Here is a 19,166-nt window from a genome sequence, read left to right as displayed (position 1 = left end):
ATTAATCAATTCCATTTGTTAATATTTAACTTGTTTCACATTGTAAATGATGTTATCGATTTCAGAACAATAACTTTGTGTAAAGGATTTGTTAATATGTGTACAATTTATGAAATTGCCAAGCGCTGCGGGGTTTCAACCACCACTGTTTCCAGGGTGCTGAATCATCATCCATATGTGTCAGAGGAAAAGCGTCAGCACATTTTACAGGTGATGAAGGAAATGGAGTATACACCGAGTTCAGCGGCTCGCACCCTTCGTTCACATCAGACAAAGACCATTGCTGTGTCTGTCCCGGCTGTGGACCATCCTTTTTTTGCACAATTGATTAAAGGCATTTCAAAGGAAGCACTGGATCAAGGGTATAAAGCTATCGTGCTCCAGACGTTTTACCAAGAATCACTAGAGCTTGAAGGGCTTCAATTATTAAAAAGAAAAGAAGTAGATGGCGTCATATTGGGGGCATTAGAAAATAAGTGGGAAAAGATCGAGCCATTTTTATCAAACGGCCCCATTGTCATGGCAAATGAATATCATCAAACAGCAGACATCCCGATTATTGGATACGATGAGCGCGAAGCCGCCTATAAGGCTGTTGATTATTTGATTCGGTCAGGGCGTAAATCGATTGGATTTTGCTTTGATACAGAAAGTAGTGAGGCACAGAAACAAAGAAGAAAGGGCTATCTGGATGCGCTTTCTGCTCACGGTTTGCCGCTAAATGAAGATTGGCTGTTTGGGGAGGCCTTTACCATTGAAGACGGCTTTCGCTTAATGGATTTGATCCATGGCATGCCGGATACACCTGATGCCATTTTTACCGGCAATGATCAAGTCGCAGCAGGACTCATTAAACGGGCCATTTCATATGGTTATCAAATCCCCGAGGATCTAGCGGTTATCGGCTATGACAACCAAGACATTTGCGAGGTGACGGCTCCAACGATCACCACCATTGACATCCCGATCGTAGAACTTGGTCAGCGGTCTGTGCAGCAAATGATTCAGCTTCTGCAAGACCAAAAACCATTACAGCGTGATCATATCCAACTGCCTACTCGGCTCGTGACAAGAGAATCTACATAAACAAAATAAGACTGAGAGCCATCTCAGTCTTTTTTAAAACCTATCTATGAACCTATACAAATTGAGCAAGAATGAATGTCCATATACACACGATGGCAAGCAAGATGAAGCTGTACTTCACTGTCTTTTTGAATAGCTCAGATTCTTTACCTGTTTCTCCAACGGCTGCTGTAGCGATGGCGATTGATTGTGGAGAAATTAACTTCGCCATGACACCACCGGTCGTATTCGCCCCGATTAACAAACCTGCCTGTGATCCGATTTGAGAAGCAGTGACCGCTTGAAGGTTACCGAATAATGCATTGTTACTCACGACAGACCCCGTAATAAACACGCCGATCCAGCCAAGCACCGGGCTGACAAGCGGGAACAAATCGCCTGTTTTGGCAAGCGCAAGACCAATTGCAGAGCTAAGTCCGGCAAAGTTTGCCAAGTTGGCAAAGCCCATGACAAAACAAATGGTGAGAACAGGTACCCACAGCTCCTTCACCGCTGCTTTTAAACAGGCAGCGCCTTCTGTTAACCTAATATGTCTGCTAAACAATCCTGTCAGCATGACCGCAATTAAAATAGCAGTACCTGTTGCACTAATGACATCTATTTTAAAGATCGCATCAATGGGTGTTTCTGTTTGTGCAATTGGTGGTAATTTCACAATTTGCTGATGTAGAAACGGCATTTTCACTAAAATCGTCGTCCAGTTGAGTGGTCCTCCTACAGCAAACAATGCTTTAAATGCTGGCAGACTCCATACAGTAATAACGGCAGTTAAAATATAGAACGGAGACCATGCTTTCAGGATTTCAACTCCGCGATACGTTTGTTTTTGTTCAATGGCTGGCGCTCCTTCTTCACGATAAATGTGTTTTGGCTGCCATTTCCGAAGAAATAAAGCCAAAATTCCCATACTTGCTAAGGCTGAAATAATGTTGGCAAGCTCAGGGCCCATCGTCACCATCGTCACAGCTTGCAAAATCGCATAGCTTCCACTGACAACAAGCAAGGCTGGCAGCGTTTCTTTGATCCCTTTGAAGCCGTCTACAATCAGAATGAGTAGAAACGGGATACAGAAAGAAATAAATGGGATCGTATACACAAGGGTTTGAGATAAAGCGAGCGGCGTCATATTGCCCATTTGCGCCCCTGTAATGACTGGGATGCCCACTGCACCAAACGCGCCAGACGCAGCATTGGCAATTAAACAGAGCATTGCGGCTTTCAGTGGTTTAAATCCAAGCTCTGTTAAAAGGGCGGCACTGATCGCAATCGGTACCCCAAACCCAGCTGCTCCCTCTAAAAATGCGTTAAAACTAAAACCAATTAATAAGAGCTGAAGACGTTGATCTTGAGAGATTCCAGCAATACTAGAACGAATGACATCAAATTTCCCAGATTTCACAGCAATTTTATAGAGCCATACGGCCATGATGACGATATATCCAATCGGCCAAAGCCCATTAGATATACCGAGCAGTACAGCAGATAGTGCCTTCTCAATTGGCATATGAAAGAAGAAAACAGCTGTCACAAAACTGACGATTAAGGTAAAACAAGCGGCTAAAACACCTTTTAACTTAAATACAGTTAAAGCAAGTAGGAAAAACAAGATTGGAAGCATTGCGACCAATGCACTCACGAATTCATTACCAAACGGATCATATATTTGCTGCCACATAGTGATTCATCCTTTTCTGCTCAGATAGGTTGCCTTTGATTGATTAAAAATGAGGAGCCAAAATCTCTTTTAACACATTCACACTGTGTGCGAACTTTTCTTTTTCCGTCTCGTTCAGTGCAAGCTCCATAATTTCTGTTGCACCATTTCTGTTCACAAGGGCAGGTACACCAATGTAGACATCTTCTGCTCCATACTCTCCATCTAAATAAGTGCTGACAGTCAAAATGCTGTTTTCATTGTGCAAGATCGCTCTTGTGATGCGGGCTAAACTCATCGCGACGCCGTAGTAAGTGGCACCTTTTTTCTCAATGATTTGATAAGCGGCGTGACGCACATTTTCCATGATTTCATCCAAATCTTCTTGTTTGTATTGATCATTTCTCTTCATTAATTCTGTAATCGGTACACTCCCGATATTCGCATGACTCCAAACAGCAAGCTCTGTATCACCATGCTCTCCAATGATGTACGCATGCACGTTGTGTGCCGCTGCTTCAAAATACTCACTTAGCATGTATCTAAATCTTGCGGTATCAAGAGTGGTCCCACTACCAATCACTCGTTCTTTTGGAAGTCCACTGAATTTCCAAGTTGCATATGTCAAAATATCAACAGGGTTTGTGGCAACTAAGAAAATGCCATCGAATCCGCTTTTCATCACATTGTCTACAATGCCTTTAAAGATATTTAAATTTTTCTCAACAAGATCAAGTCTTGTTTCACCTGGTTTTTGGTTCGCTCCAGCACAGATACACACAATATCTGCATCCTGACAATCCTCATAATCTCCAAACCACGTATTCACAGGATGCGGGGCAAATGCTTTCCCGTGGTTTAAATCCATTACGTCACCCATTGCTTTGTCTTGATTCAGATCAATCACAACCAATTCATCTGTGATCGCTTGATTTATTAATGTAAAGGCATAACTACTGCCGACGAAACCTGCTCCAATAAGTGCTACTTTGTTTACTTTTTCGTTTGTCATTTATCTCATCCTCCTAAGTAAAACTAGGTTGCTTTTTGTTTGTGAAGTATTTCACATTCTTATTGTGCAATACTTCACAAACTTTTGCAAGGGGGTTGCTTTAAAAAAATATGTAGCGAATTTGTGAACACACTTATTGTGGTTTCAAACCGCTGTCTCCATACATATTTCCATAAGAAAAAAGCTGCCAAACTCTCTTCGGCAGCGTGATACATATTTAATAAGGTCCCCAGTTGATCATTACTCCGATACAGATAAACACAAGACCGATGACAAACCAAATGAGCGCAAGCGGCACCATAAAACGCAGCCACTTCACATAAGGAATACCACTTGCAGCAAGCACAGCCATCAACACACCTGAAGTAGGATTGATACAGTTGACTACTCCTTCACCGAGCATGACCGCTTCTACAGCTACTTGTCTAGTGATGCCCATTAAATCAGCCAGCGGCGCAAGAATCGGAATAAAGACAACAGCTTCTCCGGACCCTGATGAAATCAAAAAATGAAGAAGCGCACTTGCAATATACATCCCGATCGCACCAGCAATTGGACTAAATCCTGTTAGCATACTCGCCAAACCATTGACCACTGTATCAAGCAATTTACCGTTTTCTAGAATGACTGAAATGCAGCGCGCCATCCCGACAATAAGTGCACCGTATACAAGGCTTTGACAGCCAACAATAAACGTTTTCGCAATATCATTGGCTGCTAATCCGCCGAGCAGTCCAGCAGCGATCGCCATAAAAATAAACACACCCGCCATTTCCTTATCGGTCCAGCCAAGCTGAAGCGCGCCATATAAAAAGCCTCCAAGCGACAAACCACACACCACTAAAATCAGCTTATGTCTGCTGGTAAAGGCAGGCTTGTCCACTGATTCCGCTTCAGCTCCTCCAAGCCCCTTAGCAGGAAACCACTCACCCCCAAGAAGGCTTCCCTTTTCTTTATTCTTCAGGCGTCTTGTATATAAGTAGATGTACACAATACTAGAAATAAGAAAGCAAAGATAAATAATGACACGAAGGCCAATACCAGAAAAGATCGGCAGTTCTGCAATCGTTTGAGACAAACCTAATGGAGATGGGGATAAAATCGTTGCGTTAAATCCGGCATAACAGCCGATGTAAATGACCGCCGCTCCCGCCACAGCGTCCCACTTCAAGGACCGTGCCACAATGATGCCGATCGGAATAAAGCCAATGACAGAGTTCACGACAATTCCGGTCGTCCCAAGCACCGAAAATAGTCCTCCAACAATACAAATGAACAATAATTGCTTCGTTTGAAAACGGCTGATGACATGGTGAATCATCCCGTTAATTGCACCTGTCTTCTCCAAGATTGCAATGGTTCCGCCAGTAAATAAAATCAGAAAAATAATAGAAGATGACCCCACCATTCCTTCTTGAATGGCCGTGAAAAAGCCAACCGCACTCACTGGTGATTGATCAATGCGGTGATAGCTGCCAGGAACGGCTGTTGTGATCTCCCCAGATGTCTTTCGGTCAAACTCTCCCGCTGGTACAAAATATGTTGCAATGGTACAAATTAGTGCAATCATAAATAAGAGCACATAGGCATCCGGCATTTGAAGTGTTCGTTTTTGTTTCTTAGGTGCTGATACTGTCGCTGTTTTCATCAGTCAAAACCCCTTTGTCCCGATCGAAATTTCACTTAATATTCTGAATAATCAAATGATGTGTTATATTATAAACACTGATGATATTTAAGATCAATATTATTTCACTAAAAGAATGTTTTGGCAGATTAGCTGTCAACAAGGAGGCTTCGCATGACAACTTTGACAAACGAAATGAAACAAACCGTGACAGACATCTTTGAACACCTGCATGCCCACCCAGAAATAAGCTGGGAAGAGACGAATACAACTGCTTATATCGAAGACATATTAAAGAAAATGGGCTGCAAGACACGAACATTTGAAGACTGTACAGGGGTGATCGGTGAAATTGGAGAAGGCGTACCAGTGGTCGCTGTGAGAGCCGATATTGACGCACTTTGGCAGGAAGTAGATGGTGAGTTTCAAGCCAATCATTCATGTGGCCACGATGCGCACATGACGATGGCGCTCGGCACCTTCATGGCATTAAAGGAAAAAGAACGACCGAACGGCACGATCCGGTTCATTTTTCAGCCAGCTGAAGAAAGAGGCGGCGGCGCTCTGAAGATGATTGAAAAAGGTGTGTTAGCAGATGTCGATTACTTATACGGAGTGCACGTGCGCCCAATTCAAGAAACATTAAACGGACGCTGCGCTCCAGCGATTTTACACGGGTCCAGTAATCATTACATCGGGACAATTATTGGAGAGGAAGCGCACGGTGCACGCCCACACCTCGGTATCAACGTCATTGAAGTCGCTGCTACCCTCGTGCAAAGACTAGCGCATATACATGTCGATCCAAGAGTAGCACATTCTGTGAAAATGACCAATTTGAATGCAGGCGGCGGCAGCTCGAACATCATACCTGGAAAGGCTTCTTTTACATTAGATGTGCGGGCACAAACAAACGAAGTGATGGATGAACTAGAAAAGGAAATTGAAAGAGCATGTCATTCTGTAGCGGACGCCTTTGGCGCTTCTATTACACTTTCAACAGATCATCGTTTGCCTGCTGCGACATTAAATGAGGATGCCGTCCTGATCATGTCTGATGCGATTGAACACGTTTTAGGCAAAGAACATCTCGATCCACCGATCGTGACAACAGGCGGAGAAGATTTTCACTTTTATGCAGCAGAAGTCCCGCATATCAAATCCACGATGCTCGGATTAGGCTGTGATTTAAAGCCAGGGCTTCATCATCCTTATATGACATTCGATCGCTCTGCTATCTTTACCGGCATTGAGATTTTGACTGAGGCTGTATACAAAACGCTTCAGCAGCATTCATCGTAAAATAAAAAAGCCACCCGTCTTTTCTTAAAGCGGGTGGTTTATTTGATCACGATCATTTAAGCATTCAAATCTGTCATCGCTGGGACGTTGATTTCTTTCACACAGGATACCCTTGATAAATGAATCACGCATCTCGCAAGCTCTACAATATCTTGTACAGGTATTCTCGTTTCATCATATAGGGTGATGGCTTTTTCCGCTCCATCTTCATATGGGACTTCCGCCGCCAGCTCTCCTGGATTGATACAGGTGACGGATATTTTATCCTTTCTCACATGCTCTCTAAGTGCATTCACGATCCCACGCAATCCAAATTTAGACGCTACAAAGGAAACCTGTGGTAGGTTCGTATGGTCGAGTCCCGCAGTCGAGCCAATCACGATGATTTTTCCATTCTCAGATTTCCTTACATGCGGAAGCAATGCTTGGATGTATGTAATGGTTGAGGTAACATTCACATTGATTAAATGAGCGATATCCTCTGGCTGGTCCTGATCGAAAGAATAATCGTCTTCAAAGCCTCGTTTCTCCCATAAACCCACGTTATAAATCAGTACATCAATGGTCTTGTTCTCCAATGCTTCGAGCATAAAAGGGATATGTGTTTGGCTTAATAAATCGATTTTCAGCCACATTCTATGTACTCCGTCATCTATATTCAAACTGCTTGGTTCACTTCGCGACACAATCCAAACTGTATCTCCACTTGAAGGAAGACCTTTCACAAAAGCATCCCCTAATCCTTGACTTGCACCGAATATGATATAGTTTTTACTCATTATTAGCTCCTCCTTCTATGGCTCACGAGCTTCCAGTCGTACAACAGCTCAGCTGTAAGCGTTTTATACCTATATCATACAAGTTCTAAGACACAGTTGCCCCTTTTATGCCTGTCTTCACTTCCTCATAGCATGACTACCTGATTTCTTTTAATTCTGCTGGTAACTCACGCGCCTCTACAAAGCATTTGATCATTTCAGTAAAGAGGTCTTTCCTTTCAAAAGTAAACGTATGTCCAATGTCTGGAACGATGAATCCTGCTGCCTTTGGATGTGCATTCGTTATTTTTTTCGCTGACCGTTTCATGATGCCTCTTTCTTTTTCTCCCACTGTCACAAGAATCCGTGCTTTCGCTTGCTGAAACGTGTCTGGGAGCTTGTAATGAAGGTTTTCTTGAAACATTGTATGAAGGGTTCCCTTTTGCAAATGTTTCGAATCAGCCGCATAATGTTCCAGTACATGAGTTGGAATTCCCATCTTTTCAGCTTGGAGCTGGATAAACCAATCTTTCTTTAATAACGGGTACGTAAGAGGTAAAATGGGCTTCACCATCAAATAGAGCCACGGCAATGGCATCACAAGGGCGCTATTGATCACTGCTATGTCTACGATGTCTGGCTCTCTCGATAACACATCAACGGCAATCTGTGCACCTAGAGAGAATCCAACGAGAATGACTGTACGGCCGTGCGCATGCTCCTCAATCCATGAGATGATCTCACGGGCGCTTTCTCTCATAGAAAACGACTGTTCATTTGCTCTTGTCCCGTGACCGATGAGATCAGGGGTATAGCAATCATATCCTTCTTTAAATGCTTCGATCTGTTCCTGCCACATCCAGCTGCTTACTCCTCCGCCATGCAGGAAAATCATGATTGGCTTATCCATCATCGACAACTCTTCCACCATCCTTATGTATAAAAAAAAGCAGCCGCTTTTTGAGCAGACTGCTTTTTCCATATGCTCCCTTCTATTATAAGGGAACGATCACATCATTGGCTATTTTTTCAAATCCTCAATGGAATTCACGTTCTTCATATAAGTCGGAACAACTAGACCCATTCGAAGACCCTTCATGCTTGTACCGAGATCATCATATTTTCCTTTAAACTTCGCTGCATACGTTTTATGCGTATTTGGCAGCCAAGCAGATAATGATGCATCAGCACTTCCAGTTGCAATTGCTGTCCACATTGGACCTGCTTCAACCTGAGTCAAGGTCACTTTAAAACCAAGTTCACGCAATACTTCTGCTGCAACATTGGTACTTGCAATCTCACTATCCCACGCAACGTAGGCAAGATTGACCTTGTCACCATTTGACTTTTTCACGCCTTTTGTCCATTTAGCCACTTGATCTTTATGCTTTTTCACATATTTAAGGGCAGCATCCTTTGGTTTGGTACCATCTTGGATATCAATCATGACTTCGCCCATGTCATCTTGAGACCATTTAAACTGACTAAGCATTTTGGCAGCTTCCGGCTGATCCTTTGCAAATCCTTTACGTGAAATGGTATGAATTTCTTCCGCTTCACCGTAAGATTTCTTTGGATCATCTAAATATTTTAAATCATAGCGGGTAAACATCCAGTGAGGATTCCAGCCAGTAATGATGATTGGCTTTTTACGATCATAAGATTTCTTCAACGTCGCTGTCATGGCTGCACTTGATGCAGACACAACCGTCCAATCCTCTAAGCCGTAATCCTTTTTCGCTTGATCCGTTAGAGCCATAATACCTGAACCCGGATCAATCCCGATAATGGTTTTATTGACCTGCTGTGCTGCACTCGAATTTGAATCTGATTGTGCACCACAAGCGGCTAGTAAAAAGACGAGCAGGGCGGTCATCCCAATGTAGAGAGACTTTTTCCACATTAAGCATTCCCCCTGGTTTTTTTCGTTTTAATGTTTTGTGTAATACGATCCAGTGTAATTGCAACAATGACAATGGCGATACCAGCCTCAAAACCAATACCTGTTTTCAGCTGTGTCACAGCACTGTATACTTCAGAACCAAGTCCTGGCGCACCTACCATTGCCGCAATAACGACCATTGATAGGGCAAGCATGATACTTTGGTTAATCCCTGCTAGGATGGTTTTTGTTGCAAGCGGAAGCTGAACTTTGAATAAACGCTGGAATGTCGTTGAACCAAACGCTTCTGTCGCTTCAATTAAATCTGCTGGTACTTGTTTAATTCCAAGAATCGTCATACGAATCGTTGGCGGCATGGAGAAAATAACCGATGCCACAACCCCAGGAACAACTCCAATGTTAAAGAAGAAGATCGCTGGTAATAGATAGACGAACGCAGGCATTGTCTGCATTAAATCTAAAATAGGTGTCACAACTTTACGCACAGTTTCCTTCTGTGATGCCCAAATACCGATCGGAACCCCGATCACGATGGAAATGGCCACAGCTGTCAGAACGAGTGCAAGAGTTTGAAGCATTGGCTGCCAGTAGCCTAAGTAGTCGATCAGCAAAAATCCAATAAGTGTGAAAAGAGCAACTCCTCTTGTGCTGATCCACCAAGCAATTCCGGCAAAGATAAGTGTTAAAATAATGGATGGAATCACGCCAAGTACTGCGACAATCCCATTAACCGTTCCTGCTAATCCATTTGTGATCCCATCAAAGAAACCACCAAAGGTTAATGTTAACCAGTCAACAAATCGATCGATATAATCCGCGAACGGAATTCTAGGTAAATCACTCATACTAAACATCTTATTCTACCTCCTGTGCAGAAGGCTCTTGTGCTTTGGTTTCTTCTGGGTTGTCAGACATGTTGATATACTCATCATTACCTGATAATGCACCAATCAATGCACCTCTGACCACAATACCCTTCATTCTGTTTTTCTCATCTACAACTGCAATTGGAATGTTTGCCGCATCAGACACCGCATCAAAGATCTCTGTCAAATACGTCGATTCCAATACCGTCGTGAATTCTTTATCAAGAACCGTTTCAAGTGACGCGCCCGCTTCTGCCGCTTTTTTCGCTGCTTGTGCAGAAATGACACCTAATAAATGCTTTTTCTTATCCACTGCATAGATAGACGAAATTCCAAGGTTCTTCATGAGCGTGAGCGCAACACGTGCCCCTTTGTCGATCTGAACTGTTTCTGCACGTTTCATAATATGACCAGCGGTTAATACTTTAGAAAGATCCACATCTTCAACGAAACGTTCAACATATTCGTTAGAAGGGGTCATCAAAATCTCTTCTGGTGTCCCAATTTGAACAATATTTCCATCCTTCATGAGAACAATGCGATCGCCAATGCGAAGCGCTTCATCTAGATCATGGGTAATGAAAATAATCGTTTTTCCTACAGACGTATGAAGCTCAAGCAATTCGTCCTGCATATCTTTACGAATTAATGGATCTAGTGCACTGAATGCTTCATCCATTAATAAAATGTCAGGGTCATTTGCTAGTGCACGTGCCAATCCAACACGCTGCTGCATCCCACCACTTAATTGATTTGGGTACTGCTCTTCAAAGCCTTCAAGTCCAACAAGCTTTAAAGATTCAAGCGCTTTAGATCGGCGCTCTTCTTTCTCTACACCTTGCAATTCAAGTCCGTACTCTGTGTTCTCAAGAATTGTACGATGCGGGAACAATGCGAAGTTTTGGAAGACCATGCTGATCTTTTTCCGTCTCACTTCACGCAATTGATCCTTTGACATATTTGTTATCATATCCCCATCAATATATATTTCTCCGGAGGTTGGTTCGATTAACCTATTTAGCAGCCTCACAAGTGTGGACTTTCCGCTCCCTGATAGCCCCATGATGACAAATATCTCGCCGTCATAAACATCAAAATTTGCTCGATTGACACCAACAGTTGCGCCGGTCTCCTTAAGGATATCTCTTTTTGTTTTCCCTTTTTCAAGCATTTGAGATGCTTTTTTAGCATTTTTACCGAAAATTTTAGATACATTATTTATCTTGATTTTGATATTTCTCTCTTCAGAATTCATATTTTCCCTCCAAATTAGCATCTTTATAACCGTAACATAAGCGTTATGATGCGAACAATCTTTAGAATTCGCTTATTTCCGCACAATATGTATGAATTCCATATAGAGGTCTGGTGATTAGAGTTTATACGCCGTATTACTCTTAAATCCTATAGAATGCTTCATAAACTACATATTTTACGGGGTATTTTCTCTCATCAGACAATATTTTACTGGAAATTCCTAATTATGCTAAAAAATAAGTCGAATGCTCATGACACCGGACTTTTTCATTCATGGGTGAACCATTCCTCTGAACAGGATTTACCCGAAAATGGTCACGTAAAAACCTTTTCTCTCAAATTTTAATCAAATGAATAAAAAACTGCCTGCAACTTTTGTTACAGACAGCTTATTTTTTTAGGACTCTAGGGCAGCCCGCTTAATATTATCTTGAAGCTCAAGCATACGTTTTGTTCCATCTTCGCGTAATCGTTTGTTTTCCTCTTCGATCTGCTTCGTCTCTTTCATCCCTTGTACAATCGTATTAAAGGAGGATTCGATCGTTTCAATGTCGATACTTGGACGTCCGGATAACTTGGCAATCTCAACACTTTGACTAGAGATATTTTCAGCATTTCGCTTCAGCATTTCATTTGTTCTTCTGTCCAGCTCACTCATTGAATCAGCCACAAGCTTTTGTCTCTTCGCTGTGACAGCTTGAATGATTCCATTTTTGAATATTGGAATGGTGATGATGAAGGCAGAGTTGATTTTTCCGATCAATTTCGTATTACCACGCTGCAGTAAACGGATTTGCGGTGCCGTTTGGAGAGCCACCATCCGTGCCATATCAAGGTCATATACACGCTCTTCAAGCGCTTGAATACCATTACGAAGCGTATCCAGCTCCATTTGTGCCAGCTGGTTTCCACTAGCCGCTTTTTCTTCATAAGAAGGAACCAATTGCTTTAGTTCTTCGATTTTCATTTGACCTGCTACGACATACTTTTCAAGCTCCATATAGTATTGAATGTTATGCTCGTACATTTCTTCAAGCGTCACAGTCGATTTGGTCATTTCGTCTTTATATTTACTGATTTCCACATTGATTTTTTCAATTTCTGCACCGAGAGTTTGATATTTACTGAAAATCTTTTCAATCATGCCGCCGCCACGCTTAAAGATTTTTGACAATAAACCACCCTTTGGTTCATCAAAATCATTTTTATCAAAACGATCCATAATCTTTCCAAGCTGCGTAAGCATCGTCCCTGAGTCTGTAACGCTTGTTGAACGCATCATGGAAAGGATACGGTCAGAGAACTTAGAGATTTCGACAGCAGGCTGCTTTCCGTATTCAAGCAGCTCCAGCTGATTTTTCGCATCAATCTGTCTCGCAATGTTCTGTACTTCTGGTTCATTTCGAAGCTGAACGCGAATGTCGTCTGCCTTCTCAATGTTGATTTCCTCTTTATCAATTGAAATGATGTCATTTCCGTTTGTATTTGTCATAAGCTTTGATCTCCTTATCGGTTTTTAATGGATTGAAATAACTTTCTGACGATGGACGGCTCTTTAAACTCTTGGTTCATGACCATTTCATCGAGCCAATGTATATCAAATAATTGGTCATCTATATACCGCTCTATACACTGATATCCCGCCGAATGATACACGAAGAGATCCACACCCATTTCATTCAGAAAAATCAGGGCAGCCGCATCAGAACGAGTCAGCTCACCATTGTATTCCGTATGGTATAAAATCACTTTCGGTACGGTTTGTGCATAATCAAAGGTTTGAATGAGTTCAATGAGATCCTGGCTAATATGCAGAACCTGCTTGAATAAATAAATACGAACATCTAATTCGGTCTCTTGGCCTTCTTTTAATAGCTTCGGATGCTGACAGATTCGAGATATCGCCTCTGCCATCGCACGCTGTGTGCCCTCATATAAATGAGAAAACTGCCACACATTGCTTTTCATTAGTAATTCAGGATCAATCTCTCCCGCAGGAGAAAGTGCATGCTGATAATGAAATTGATAATTCGAAGACACTTCTTTCGTAAAAGGGAAATGGCGAATGATCTTTGTCTCTTTCCCCTCCATTAATGTGTGGATACGATCCCAGTATTCACGCTTGTCTCGCGTGACCCCCATCATTTTCGCAAAAAGATTCGGAATCTGTATCGTGTCCCGGTCTGCTTTGAAATTAGGGCGGATAAAAGATCGTTCCTTTGCAATTAAAAACAGCTCGTCATACGTTGTCTTTAACGTAATGGAATGAGGTGTATGATCTCTGAATTGCCACGGCTTATACAGCATTGAATCTTCTGTGTAAAGCACCTCTTCAAGCTCTCTTGTTGAGCGGTACGCCACCGTGGATTTCCTCTCAGGCTTTTCAGTAGGGAACGGTTCAAGCTTTGAAGTCCCCGGATACTGATCAATAAAAGTCAGCTTTTCTTCTGGATCTAATTCGCGGAACGGATCCTTGCCTTCTGGATGAAATAACACAACATCACAGCCAATCAGCATGACATAATAAAGAAAATAAAGCTGACTTTTATTCGCCTCTCCATACCAAATGACTGCCGGCATTTTTTCTTCTACATTTACTTCCTTCAGCCATGGTCCTAGATGGTTATTTGAAAACTTCACCACATCTAGTAGGACGCGGCGAAAATCGGGATGCTGAAATCCGCCCTCATGTAGCTGTTTGAAATGCTCAAACACCTTGATCAAAGAAAGGCGGATATGCCGGTTCATCACAGGATTTGGATGGCGTACAATCAGCTGTTCGCCATCTAAAAAAGCCACAAAGCGATTCACGGACAATCCCTTTTCTTCTTGGTTAATTAAATGAATCCGTTGGAGAGCTTGAAAATGCTCCGGCTCAATATGGCGATTGAGTGTTTCACTTAAAATATGCATGCCATCTGTTTCAAATAATTCATGTAAATAAATAAAATAATCGGTTGCATCATGCGGAGTTCCAAGGACCCGGGCGGCGAGACGCGGCAAGGATAACGTATGCTCGTCCTTTATATAGCCATCTCGTTCAGGGAGCGGCTTTTTCAGCACGTTTTTCCAGGCTTCCTGATCCGCCCGTGTATGGGTAACATTGATTTCTTTATAACTCACGCCGCTCCTTCCTTTCTCCTAGATTTTCTCGAATGCTACTACTATCATATCATTCAGCCTTCTACTTCTGCTATCGAATCGAAGGCTTTTTTGCAGTGTTCATCAGCTCGATGACACAAGCGGTGATTTCATCTGCCGCAGCCATGCCAGATGCTGCCGTCGGCTCAAGTGATGGGTCAAAGTCGAGAACTTCCCCATGCCTTGGGGCAAAGCCCGTATCCGCCTGACGTATGAGATCTGCATCTAACAGGGAATCGCCCGCACCATATACGTATTCAAGCGGAAGCCTTTCCTTTAGAAAAGCAACAGCAGCCCACTTATTGAGCGGCTGTGGAATAAAATAAAGCTTCCGGCCCTGAAGTGAAACCTGCCAGCCTCTCTCCTCGCCCCACAGCTTCAATTCAGCAAGCGGAATGTGAGAAAGATACTCGTCTTTCATGATCAAATAAAGAAATCTTCCTTCCGCTGTCCGGGTGCGCTTGACCCATGCCGCAACCGGAAGTTCAGAGATGGCTCGCAGCATATCTCTAACTGGCATACACTCTCTGAGTCTCTCATCTACAATCGCCTGCCAATCCTCAAGCGGCTTACCGTGATGGAGGATGCAGCCGCCATTTGTCGTGACGGCATACTCCGGTTTGAGCTCTTGTTGAAAGAAGGTGATCCGTTCATATTGTGCAGTCGTTCTTGTCGTCACTGGGATGAACCAGCCTGTTTGATGAATCCTCTGTAAGGAATTCTTCGTTTCAACAGACATATAGGAAAGCGGCCGTTCATCTAGCACCTCAACTAAATCATATGATCCCTCATACGTATACTGCTCAAGCATTCGATGTGAGTATATCAGCGTCCGGTCTAAATCACTGGCAAACGCAAATGTTTTCATGACGATTGCTCCATTGGGCGAATTAATCCGCAGCACGTGTAAGACATATTCGCATATTCAATGACTGGAACGCCTCTGTCCTCTGCCAAAAGCAAAATATGCTTCAGCTTCTCCTGAGACCCAGGCTGAATCAGGATTTTCCAAGGGATTCTTCTGAGCAGCACACGAGTCGTCTCACCAACACCTGGCTTAATCAAATGTGTATTTTCAATTCCGAATTCCTGACCGATTGCTTCAATAGATGTCATCCCCCGCCAGTCAGCAGGCGCCCCCTGCGCGAGAATAGTCTCTGCTTTTTCTTTTACATTTGGTCCGAGACAAGAAAATGCTTCTTCAATCGTATCCACATACAGATTGGACACGTCCTCATCCAGCAGCTCTTCGTAATATTTGGCTCCATGGAAATCATCGGCATGAATCCAGCGGTTGTTTAATACCGTTCGACTAACAAGTCCTGACACCGTCGAATTCAGGCAAGCACTCGGAATGAGGAAATCCTCTCTTGTGCCGTATACATTTGTACAATAGCCAGGGTCAGCCAGTACAGCCAGCTCACTAGAAAGACGAATCCCATATTTATTTTCAAAATCAATCACAGCTTTTTGAAGCTCTTTGGAAATAGCACCTTTTCCAGTCCAGCCATCAATAAAGGCAACCTCAAAGCCTGGATGTTCTTTGAGCATATAATGCAGCGCATTCTCGTCTATTCCTCGGTCTCGAATAATAGAGATGCTGTAATGAGGCAGATCGAGACCATACGTCTTGCGAATATATCGTTTGATAAGCACCCCGATCGGTGTACCAGCCCGCGCCAAGCTGCAAAGCACGGTGTGGAAGCCTCGCTTTTTCACAATTTGTTCTGCCACAACGGCTACTGCTTCCGCTACCTTATGCTTACTTTCTTCAAGAGATTGATAGAATAAGGTCATATATGATGCCGTCGGCTTATATTCAATTGGCAGCATTTCTGAATAATGCGCACCGCTCTGAATAGAACGTTCTCGCTCCTCAGTACTTTTCTCCATTTCAATTGATGATAAGTCCTTGAGTAAGAAGGTTACATCCTGCTCTGGATAGCTCCCCATTTTTGTATACACATTAGCCATTCACCTTCACCTCGTCTGATAAAGTCACAATATGCACATGCTTTACATGCCGCTCGGCAAATAAGTGAACAAGCGGAAGCAATGCCTCCTGAGAGACCTTTTTCTCGAAAAAGAGAAATACATCATCGTATTGATCTTTTGGTATGTTGTACACGTAGTGCTGAATTCGAGCATCCTCTGGACTCACAAAGGCAAACCCATTCTGAACAGCGTATCCATCCCTTTCGACCGGATGGATCGGGCTTCTCGTCGTTGAATGATAGAGAACGCCTTCCCCCATATGTGCGGCCAGTCTCATCGGCACATACATCAGCTCACCTGTTCCTAAACAGAGTGTCTGTTTCCCTTTTCGCTCCTGCTTTAGTTTCAGCCCAGCCTCAGCAGCTGCTTGGTCGATGGCTGCCGTATCCGCTGCGGTTAAACCAAAACGACCTGTTTCATGTATATATGGCGTATGACCAGCCAAATTTGTTGCATGAGAAAGTGAATAAGGAACTTGCCTAAAGAAGGATTGAAGGGAATGAAAAGAGAGATCTGGTCTATTCTCTTGTTCAGTGATTTCATATGAATAAGCAGGCTCATCTAGTGTTTTGCCCCGAAAAACCATCTGCCCTCTTAATAAAGACAATGCTGTGATGTGAATACCAAGCTCTTCTTGAAGCTGACGCATGGCTTCCTCGTGCTCCTCTGTCCGCCAATCCAAAATGGAAAGAATGGTATAAGAATTCCGCGGGTACTTTGCATGAAGGTCCCGAATGATGTTGATATTTGTGCGGCCTGTCGTGACTTCATCATCCACTAACACAATGGGGCGGTCTGTACGAAGTAATGCTTCGTCGGCATAACAAAGCTGATCCGTTGCATGCGAATGCTCTTCTTCAAATACCAATGCAGGATCAAGATCTAGCAGCTGTTCACGTGTCGTATGAATGTAAGATGCTCCTTCTATCACGTCAAACACACCATGACCAAGTGCTGTTGCCGTTTCAGCAAAACCGATCACGATAGGCTGTTTGCCTACCGAAAGCTTCTCTTTTTTAAGCGCTTCATAGGCTTCGGTTAACGTCGTGTGATCCTCTGTCTTGAGTGCCTCTACTAGACGGTCTTGAAGCAGGGGCGTCTTGCCCGTTTGCTCTTTTGCATAAGCCATTGCCAAAAGACCCGAGACAAGGAGCGGTTTCACTGGATGAACGGGAATATGTTTACCGAGCACCTTACTAACAAATAAAAAGGCTCGTTTTTTATTCACCCTTGCCGCCATCTCAAAAAGATGCTCTTTTTCAAGCTGAAGCACACCTTCTTTGAGGTCAAGGTCAACCTCCATATGTTCCAAGATGTTCAGCGTATGCTGCTTCTGCTTCTGTGAGTATGTCGATATAGCTTCTATTTTCATGAAACACCCCGTAAATATCTGACTTAATTAAAATGTGCTCTGCCCATCGATAATGGGGCTTCGTTTCATTCATCTTATTAGAGAATGCACTCTTCATCACGCCAACTGTACCATCTGCATGTTCCAAAATGCTTAATGCATCCATATACTCTTCCTTTGTCACAACGTACATGCTTTGAACTGGCTTTAGATGTGTTGGATGAATCACTGTCTTTCCATGTATGCCGTTTGCTACATCCAGCCTTGTCTCCTTGAGTAAGCCTTGTACATGATCAAACTCAGATGAAAAAGACTCGACGCCCTTAGAAAGCGCACGGATGAATGGCTTCTGTTCTTTTCGTACCGGGCCAAAATGTTCCCATACAGCACCAGATACCACAAAAGAACGGCCAAAATAATTGATGATGTCTGTGATCAAATCAGCAATGAGCCTGATCTCATAGATAGTGGTCTCGCGATCACGGCGAATGCCATATAACCCACAAAGATCTGTTGCCCCAATGCGAATATTCAAAATATAATCCTCGTCATTCAGCATGATCTGCTTTAACTCAGACAACACCGCATATCTTGTTTCTTTTTCTAATAAATCGGGTGTTTCCAAAATGGGCATTCCATAAAGTTTCATTTTCGTTTGTGCCGAAGCCCGTTTCAGGCTGTCCAAATATTCCTTTGCATTATGAACGGAACACTTCGGGAACACAAAACCCGTAAGTAAATGAAGAGATGAACCGAGCAAGTCTGCCATTTTGAGCAGCTGCTTCGGCGAACGAACCCGAATAAATAAAAGCGGCAAATGTTCAGCCGTTTCAGGACAATGAGTTAATTTCTCCTTGAGACTGGCCAATTGTGCCACTACATTGCGTTCGGCCATGTCCACTTCTTGATCACCGATGGCATCCTCTAAACAAAACACAACAGAGCAAAGCGCTTCATATTTCTGCGAAAGCAGCATGTCTGCTACATCCTGTCTTGTCGCAGGCATATACAAAGTAGCACCTAGTGCATGCGCAAGTACATGCTTTGGCGTCAATGAATGAATCGCCGCCGGCCGCTTCAAAAAAATATCGTGCTGCCTCGCCTCTGATAAAAACCGAAAATATCGCATGCTGTGCCACCTCCTGTTGTTAGAGAAAATTGAGCAAATGACTTGATGATTCAAAAAAGGATGGAGCCGCTAGTCAACTCCATTC

The 19,166-nt window shown here is 43.2% G+C and carries 16 protein-coding genes; 2 read left to right on the top strand and 14 right to left on the bottom strand.

The window, feature by feature from the left end; translation table 11 throughout:
- The first annotated feature begins 96 nt into the window (after positions 1-96).
- A complete protein-coding gene (locus BA70_RS08280) occupies positions 97-1,086 on the top strand; it encodes a LacI family DNA-binding transcriptional regulator (RefSeq protein ID WP_034320625.1) in 990 nt (329 codons plus the stop codon).
- Between the two features lie 52 nt (positions 1,087-1,138).
- On the opposite strand, the gene BA70_RS08275 is transcribed toward BA70_RS08280, so the two are convergent.
- The 3 genes from BA70_RS08275 to BA70_RS08265 all read right to left on the bottom strand — a co-directional run bounded on the left by BA70_RS08275 (position 1,139) and on the right by BA70_RS08265 (position 5,400).
- Complete coding sequence (locus BA70_RS08275) at positions 1,139-2,761, bottom strand: L-lactate permease (RefSeq protein WP_034320623.1); 1,623 nt, start codon at positions 2,759-2,761, stop codon at positions 1,139-1,141.
- A 43-nt stretch (positions 2,762-2,804) separates the two neighbouring features.
- Complete coding sequence (locus BA70_RS08270) at positions 2,805-3,752, bottom strand: L-lactate dehydrogenase (protein WP_034320620.1); 948 nt, start codon at positions 3,750-3,752, stop codon at positions 2,805-2,807.
- A 217-nt stretch (positions 3,753-3,969) separates the two neighbouring features.
- Positions 3,970-5,400 carry a YfcC family protein gene (locus BA70_RS08265; RefSeq protein ID WP_034320617.1) on the bottom strand — a complete coding sequence of 477 codons (1,431 nt, stop codon included), beginning with the start codon at positions 5,398-5,400 and terminating at the stop codon, positions 3,970-3,972.
- A 153-nt stretch (positions 5,401-5,553) separates the two neighbouring features.
- Here BA70_RS08265 and BA70_RS08260 point away from each other — a divergent pair, with 153 nt between their 5' ends.
- On the top strand, positions 5,554-6,681 hold the full coding sequence (locus BA70_RS08260) for a M20 peptidase aminoacylase family protein (protein ID WP_034320614.1): 1,128 nt from the start codon (positions 5,554-5,556) through the stop codon (positions 6,679-6,681).
- Positions 6,682-6,737: 56 nt separating this feature from the next.
- Here the strand turns inward: BA70_RS08260 and BA70_RS08255 are convergent, their stop codons facing one another.
- The 11 genes from BA70_RS08255 to BA70_RS08205 form a co-directional block, all read right to left on the bottom strand.
- On the bottom strand, positions 6,738-7,460 hold the full coding sequence (locus BA70_RS08255) for an SDR family oxidoreductase (protein ID WP_034320612.1): 723 nt from the start codon (positions 7,458-7,460) through the stop codon (positions 6,738-6,740).
- Between the two features lie 136 nt (positions 7,461-7,596).
- Positions 7,597-8,349: an alpha/beta fold hydrolase gene (locus BA70_RS08250; RefSeq protein ID WP_239646643.1), complete on the bottom strand. Its 753-nt coding sequence runs from the start codon at positions 8,347-8,349 to the stop codon at positions 7,597-7,599.
- Positions 8,350-8,460: 111 nt separating this feature from the next.
- Positions 8,461-9,342, bottom strand: a complete 882-nt coding sequence (locus BA70_RS08245; RefSeq protein ID WP_034320606.1) for a glycine betaine ABC transporter substrate-binding protein — start codon at positions 9,340-9,342, stop codon at positions 8,461-8,463.
- The gene (gene opuAB / locus BA70_RS08240; RefSeq protein WP_034320771.1) at positions 9,342-10,187 is read right to left on the bottom strand and encodes a glycine/proline betaine ABC transporter permease subunit OpuAB; all 846 of its coding nucleotides are present in this window, start codon (positions 10,185-10,187) and stop codon (positions 9,342-9,344) included. Before opuAB ends, BA70_RS08245 begins: the two co-directional genes overlap by 1 nt.
- 10 nt (positions 10,188-10,197) lie before the next feature.
- Complete coding sequence (gene opuAA / locus BA70_RS08235; RefSeq protein ID WP_034320604.1) at positions 10,198-11,463, bottom strand: glycine/proline betaine ABC transporter ATP-binding protein OpuAA; 1,266 nt, start codon at positions 11,461-11,463, stop codon at positions 10,198-10,200.
- 399 nt (positions 11,464-11,862) lie between these two features.
- Positions 11,863-12,957 (bottom strand): toxic anion resistance protein, encoded by a 1,095-nt coding sequence (locus tag BA70_RS08230; protein WP_034320601.1) that lies wholly within the window; start codon positions 12,955-12,957, stop codon positions 11,863-11,865.
- Between the two features lie 14 nt (positions 12,958-12,971).
- Positions 12,972-14,588, bottom strand: coding sequence for a YceG family protein (locus tag BA70_RS08225; protein ID WP_034320599.1), 1,617 nt, complete (start codon positions 14,586-14,588; stop codon positions 12,972-12,974).
- A gap of 70 nt (positions 14,589-14,658) precedes the next feature.
- The gene (locus tag BA70_RS08220; protein ID WP_034320596.1) at positions 14,659-15,474 is read right to left on the bottom strand and encodes an HAD family hydrolase; all 816 of its coding nucleotides are present in this window, start codon (positions 15,472-15,474) and stop codon (positions 14,659-14,661) included.
- Positions 15,471-16,580 (bottom strand): cysteine protease StiP family protein, encoded by a 1,110-nt coding sequence (locus BA70_RS08215; RefSeq protein ID WP_034320594.1) that lies wholly within the window; start codon positions 16,578-16,580, stop codon positions 15,471-15,473. The genes BA70_RS08220 and BA70_RS08215 overlap by 4 nt, the downstream gene beginning before the upstream one ends.
- The gene (locus tag BA70_RS08210) at positions 16,573-17,904 is read right to left on the bottom strand and encodes a phosphoribosyltransferase family protein (RefSeq protein ID WP_034320591.1); all 1,332 of its coding nucleotides are present in this window, start codon (positions 17,902-17,904) and stop codon (positions 16,573-16,575) included. The genes BA70_RS08215 and BA70_RS08210 overlap by 8 nt, the downstream gene beginning before the upstream one ends.
- Positions 17,894-19,081, bottom strand: coding sequence for an HpcH/HpaI aldolase/citrate lyase family protein (locus tag BA70_RS08205; RefSeq protein ID WP_034320589.1), 1,188 nt, complete (start codon positions 19,079-19,081; stop codon positions 17,894-17,896). Before BA70_RS08205 ends, BA70_RS08210 begins: the two co-directional genes overlap by 11 nt.
- Positions 19,082-19,166: the final 85 nt, after the last annotated feature.

The sequence above is a fragment of the Bacillus zhangzhouensis genome, assembly GCF_000715205.1.
Lineage (GTDB): Bacteria > Bacillota > Bacilli > Bacillales > Bacillaceae > Bacillus > Bacillus zhangzhouensis.
The sequence above is the reverse complement of the archived record's forward strand: the minus strand, read 5'-3'. Positions and strand labels throughout refer to the sequence as shown.

Bases quoted from the DNA above. Each gene is read 5' to 3' on its own strand.
- BA70_RS08270 (WP_034320620.1), bottom strand. From the start codon at position 3,752: ATGACAAACGAAAAAGTAAACAAAGTAGCACTTATTGGAGCAGGTTTC.
- BA70_RS08255 (WP_034320612.1), bottom strand. From the start codon at position 7,460: ATGAGTAAAAACTATATCATATTCGGTGCAAGTCAAGGATTAGGGGAT.
- BA70_RS08260 (WP_034320614.1), top strand. From the start codon at position 5,554: ATGACAACTTTGACAAACGAAATGAAACAAACCGTGACAGACATCTTT.
- BA70_RS08275 (WP_034320623.1), bottom strand. From the start codon at position 2,761: ATGTGGCAGCAAATATATGATCCGTTTGGTAATGAATTCGTGAGTGCA.
- opuAA (WP_034320604.1), bottom strand. From the start codon at position 11,463: ATGAATTCTGAAGAGAGAAATATCAAAATCAAGATAAATAATGTATCT.
- opuAB (WP_034320771.1), bottom strand. From the start codon at position 10,187: ATGAGTGATTTACCTAGAATTCCGTTCGCGGATTATATCGATCGATTT.
- BA70_RS08280 (WP_034320625.1), top strand. From the start codon at position 97: ATGTGTACAATTTATGAAATTGCCAAGCGCTGCGGGGTTTCAACCACC.
- BA70_RS08265 (WP_034320617.1), bottom strand. From the start codon at position 5,400: ATGAAAACAGCGACAGTATCAGCACCTAAGAAACAAAAACGAACACTT.
- BA70_RS08250 (WP_239646643.1), bottom strand. From the start codon at position 8,349: ATGGATAAGCCAATCATGATTTTCCTGCATGGCGGAGGAGTAAGCAGC.
- BA70_RS08210 (WP_034320591.1), bottom strand. From the start codon at position 17,904: ATGGAGGTTGACCTTGACCTCAAAGAAGGTGTGCTTCAGCTTGAAAAA.
- BA70_RS08230 (WP_034320601.1), bottom strand. From the start codon at position 12,957: ATGACAAATACAAACGGAAATGACATCATTTCAATTGATAAAGAGGAA.
- BA70_RS08220 (WP_034320596.1), bottom strand. From the start codon at position 15,474: ATGAAAACATTTGCGTTTGCCAGTGATTTAGACCGGACGCTGATATAC.
- BA70_RS08245 (WP_034320606.1), bottom strand. From the start codon at position 9,342: ATGTGGAAAAAGTCTCTCTACATTGGGATGACCGCCCTGCTCGTCTTT.
- BA70_RS08205 (WP_034320589.1), bottom strand. From the start codon at position 19,081: ATGCGATATTTTCGGTTTTTATCAGAGGCGAGGCAGCACGATATTTTT.
- BA70_RS08215 (WP_034320594.1), bottom strand. From the start codon at position 16,580: ATGGCTAATGTGTATACAAAAATGGGGAGCTATCCAGAGCAGGATGTA.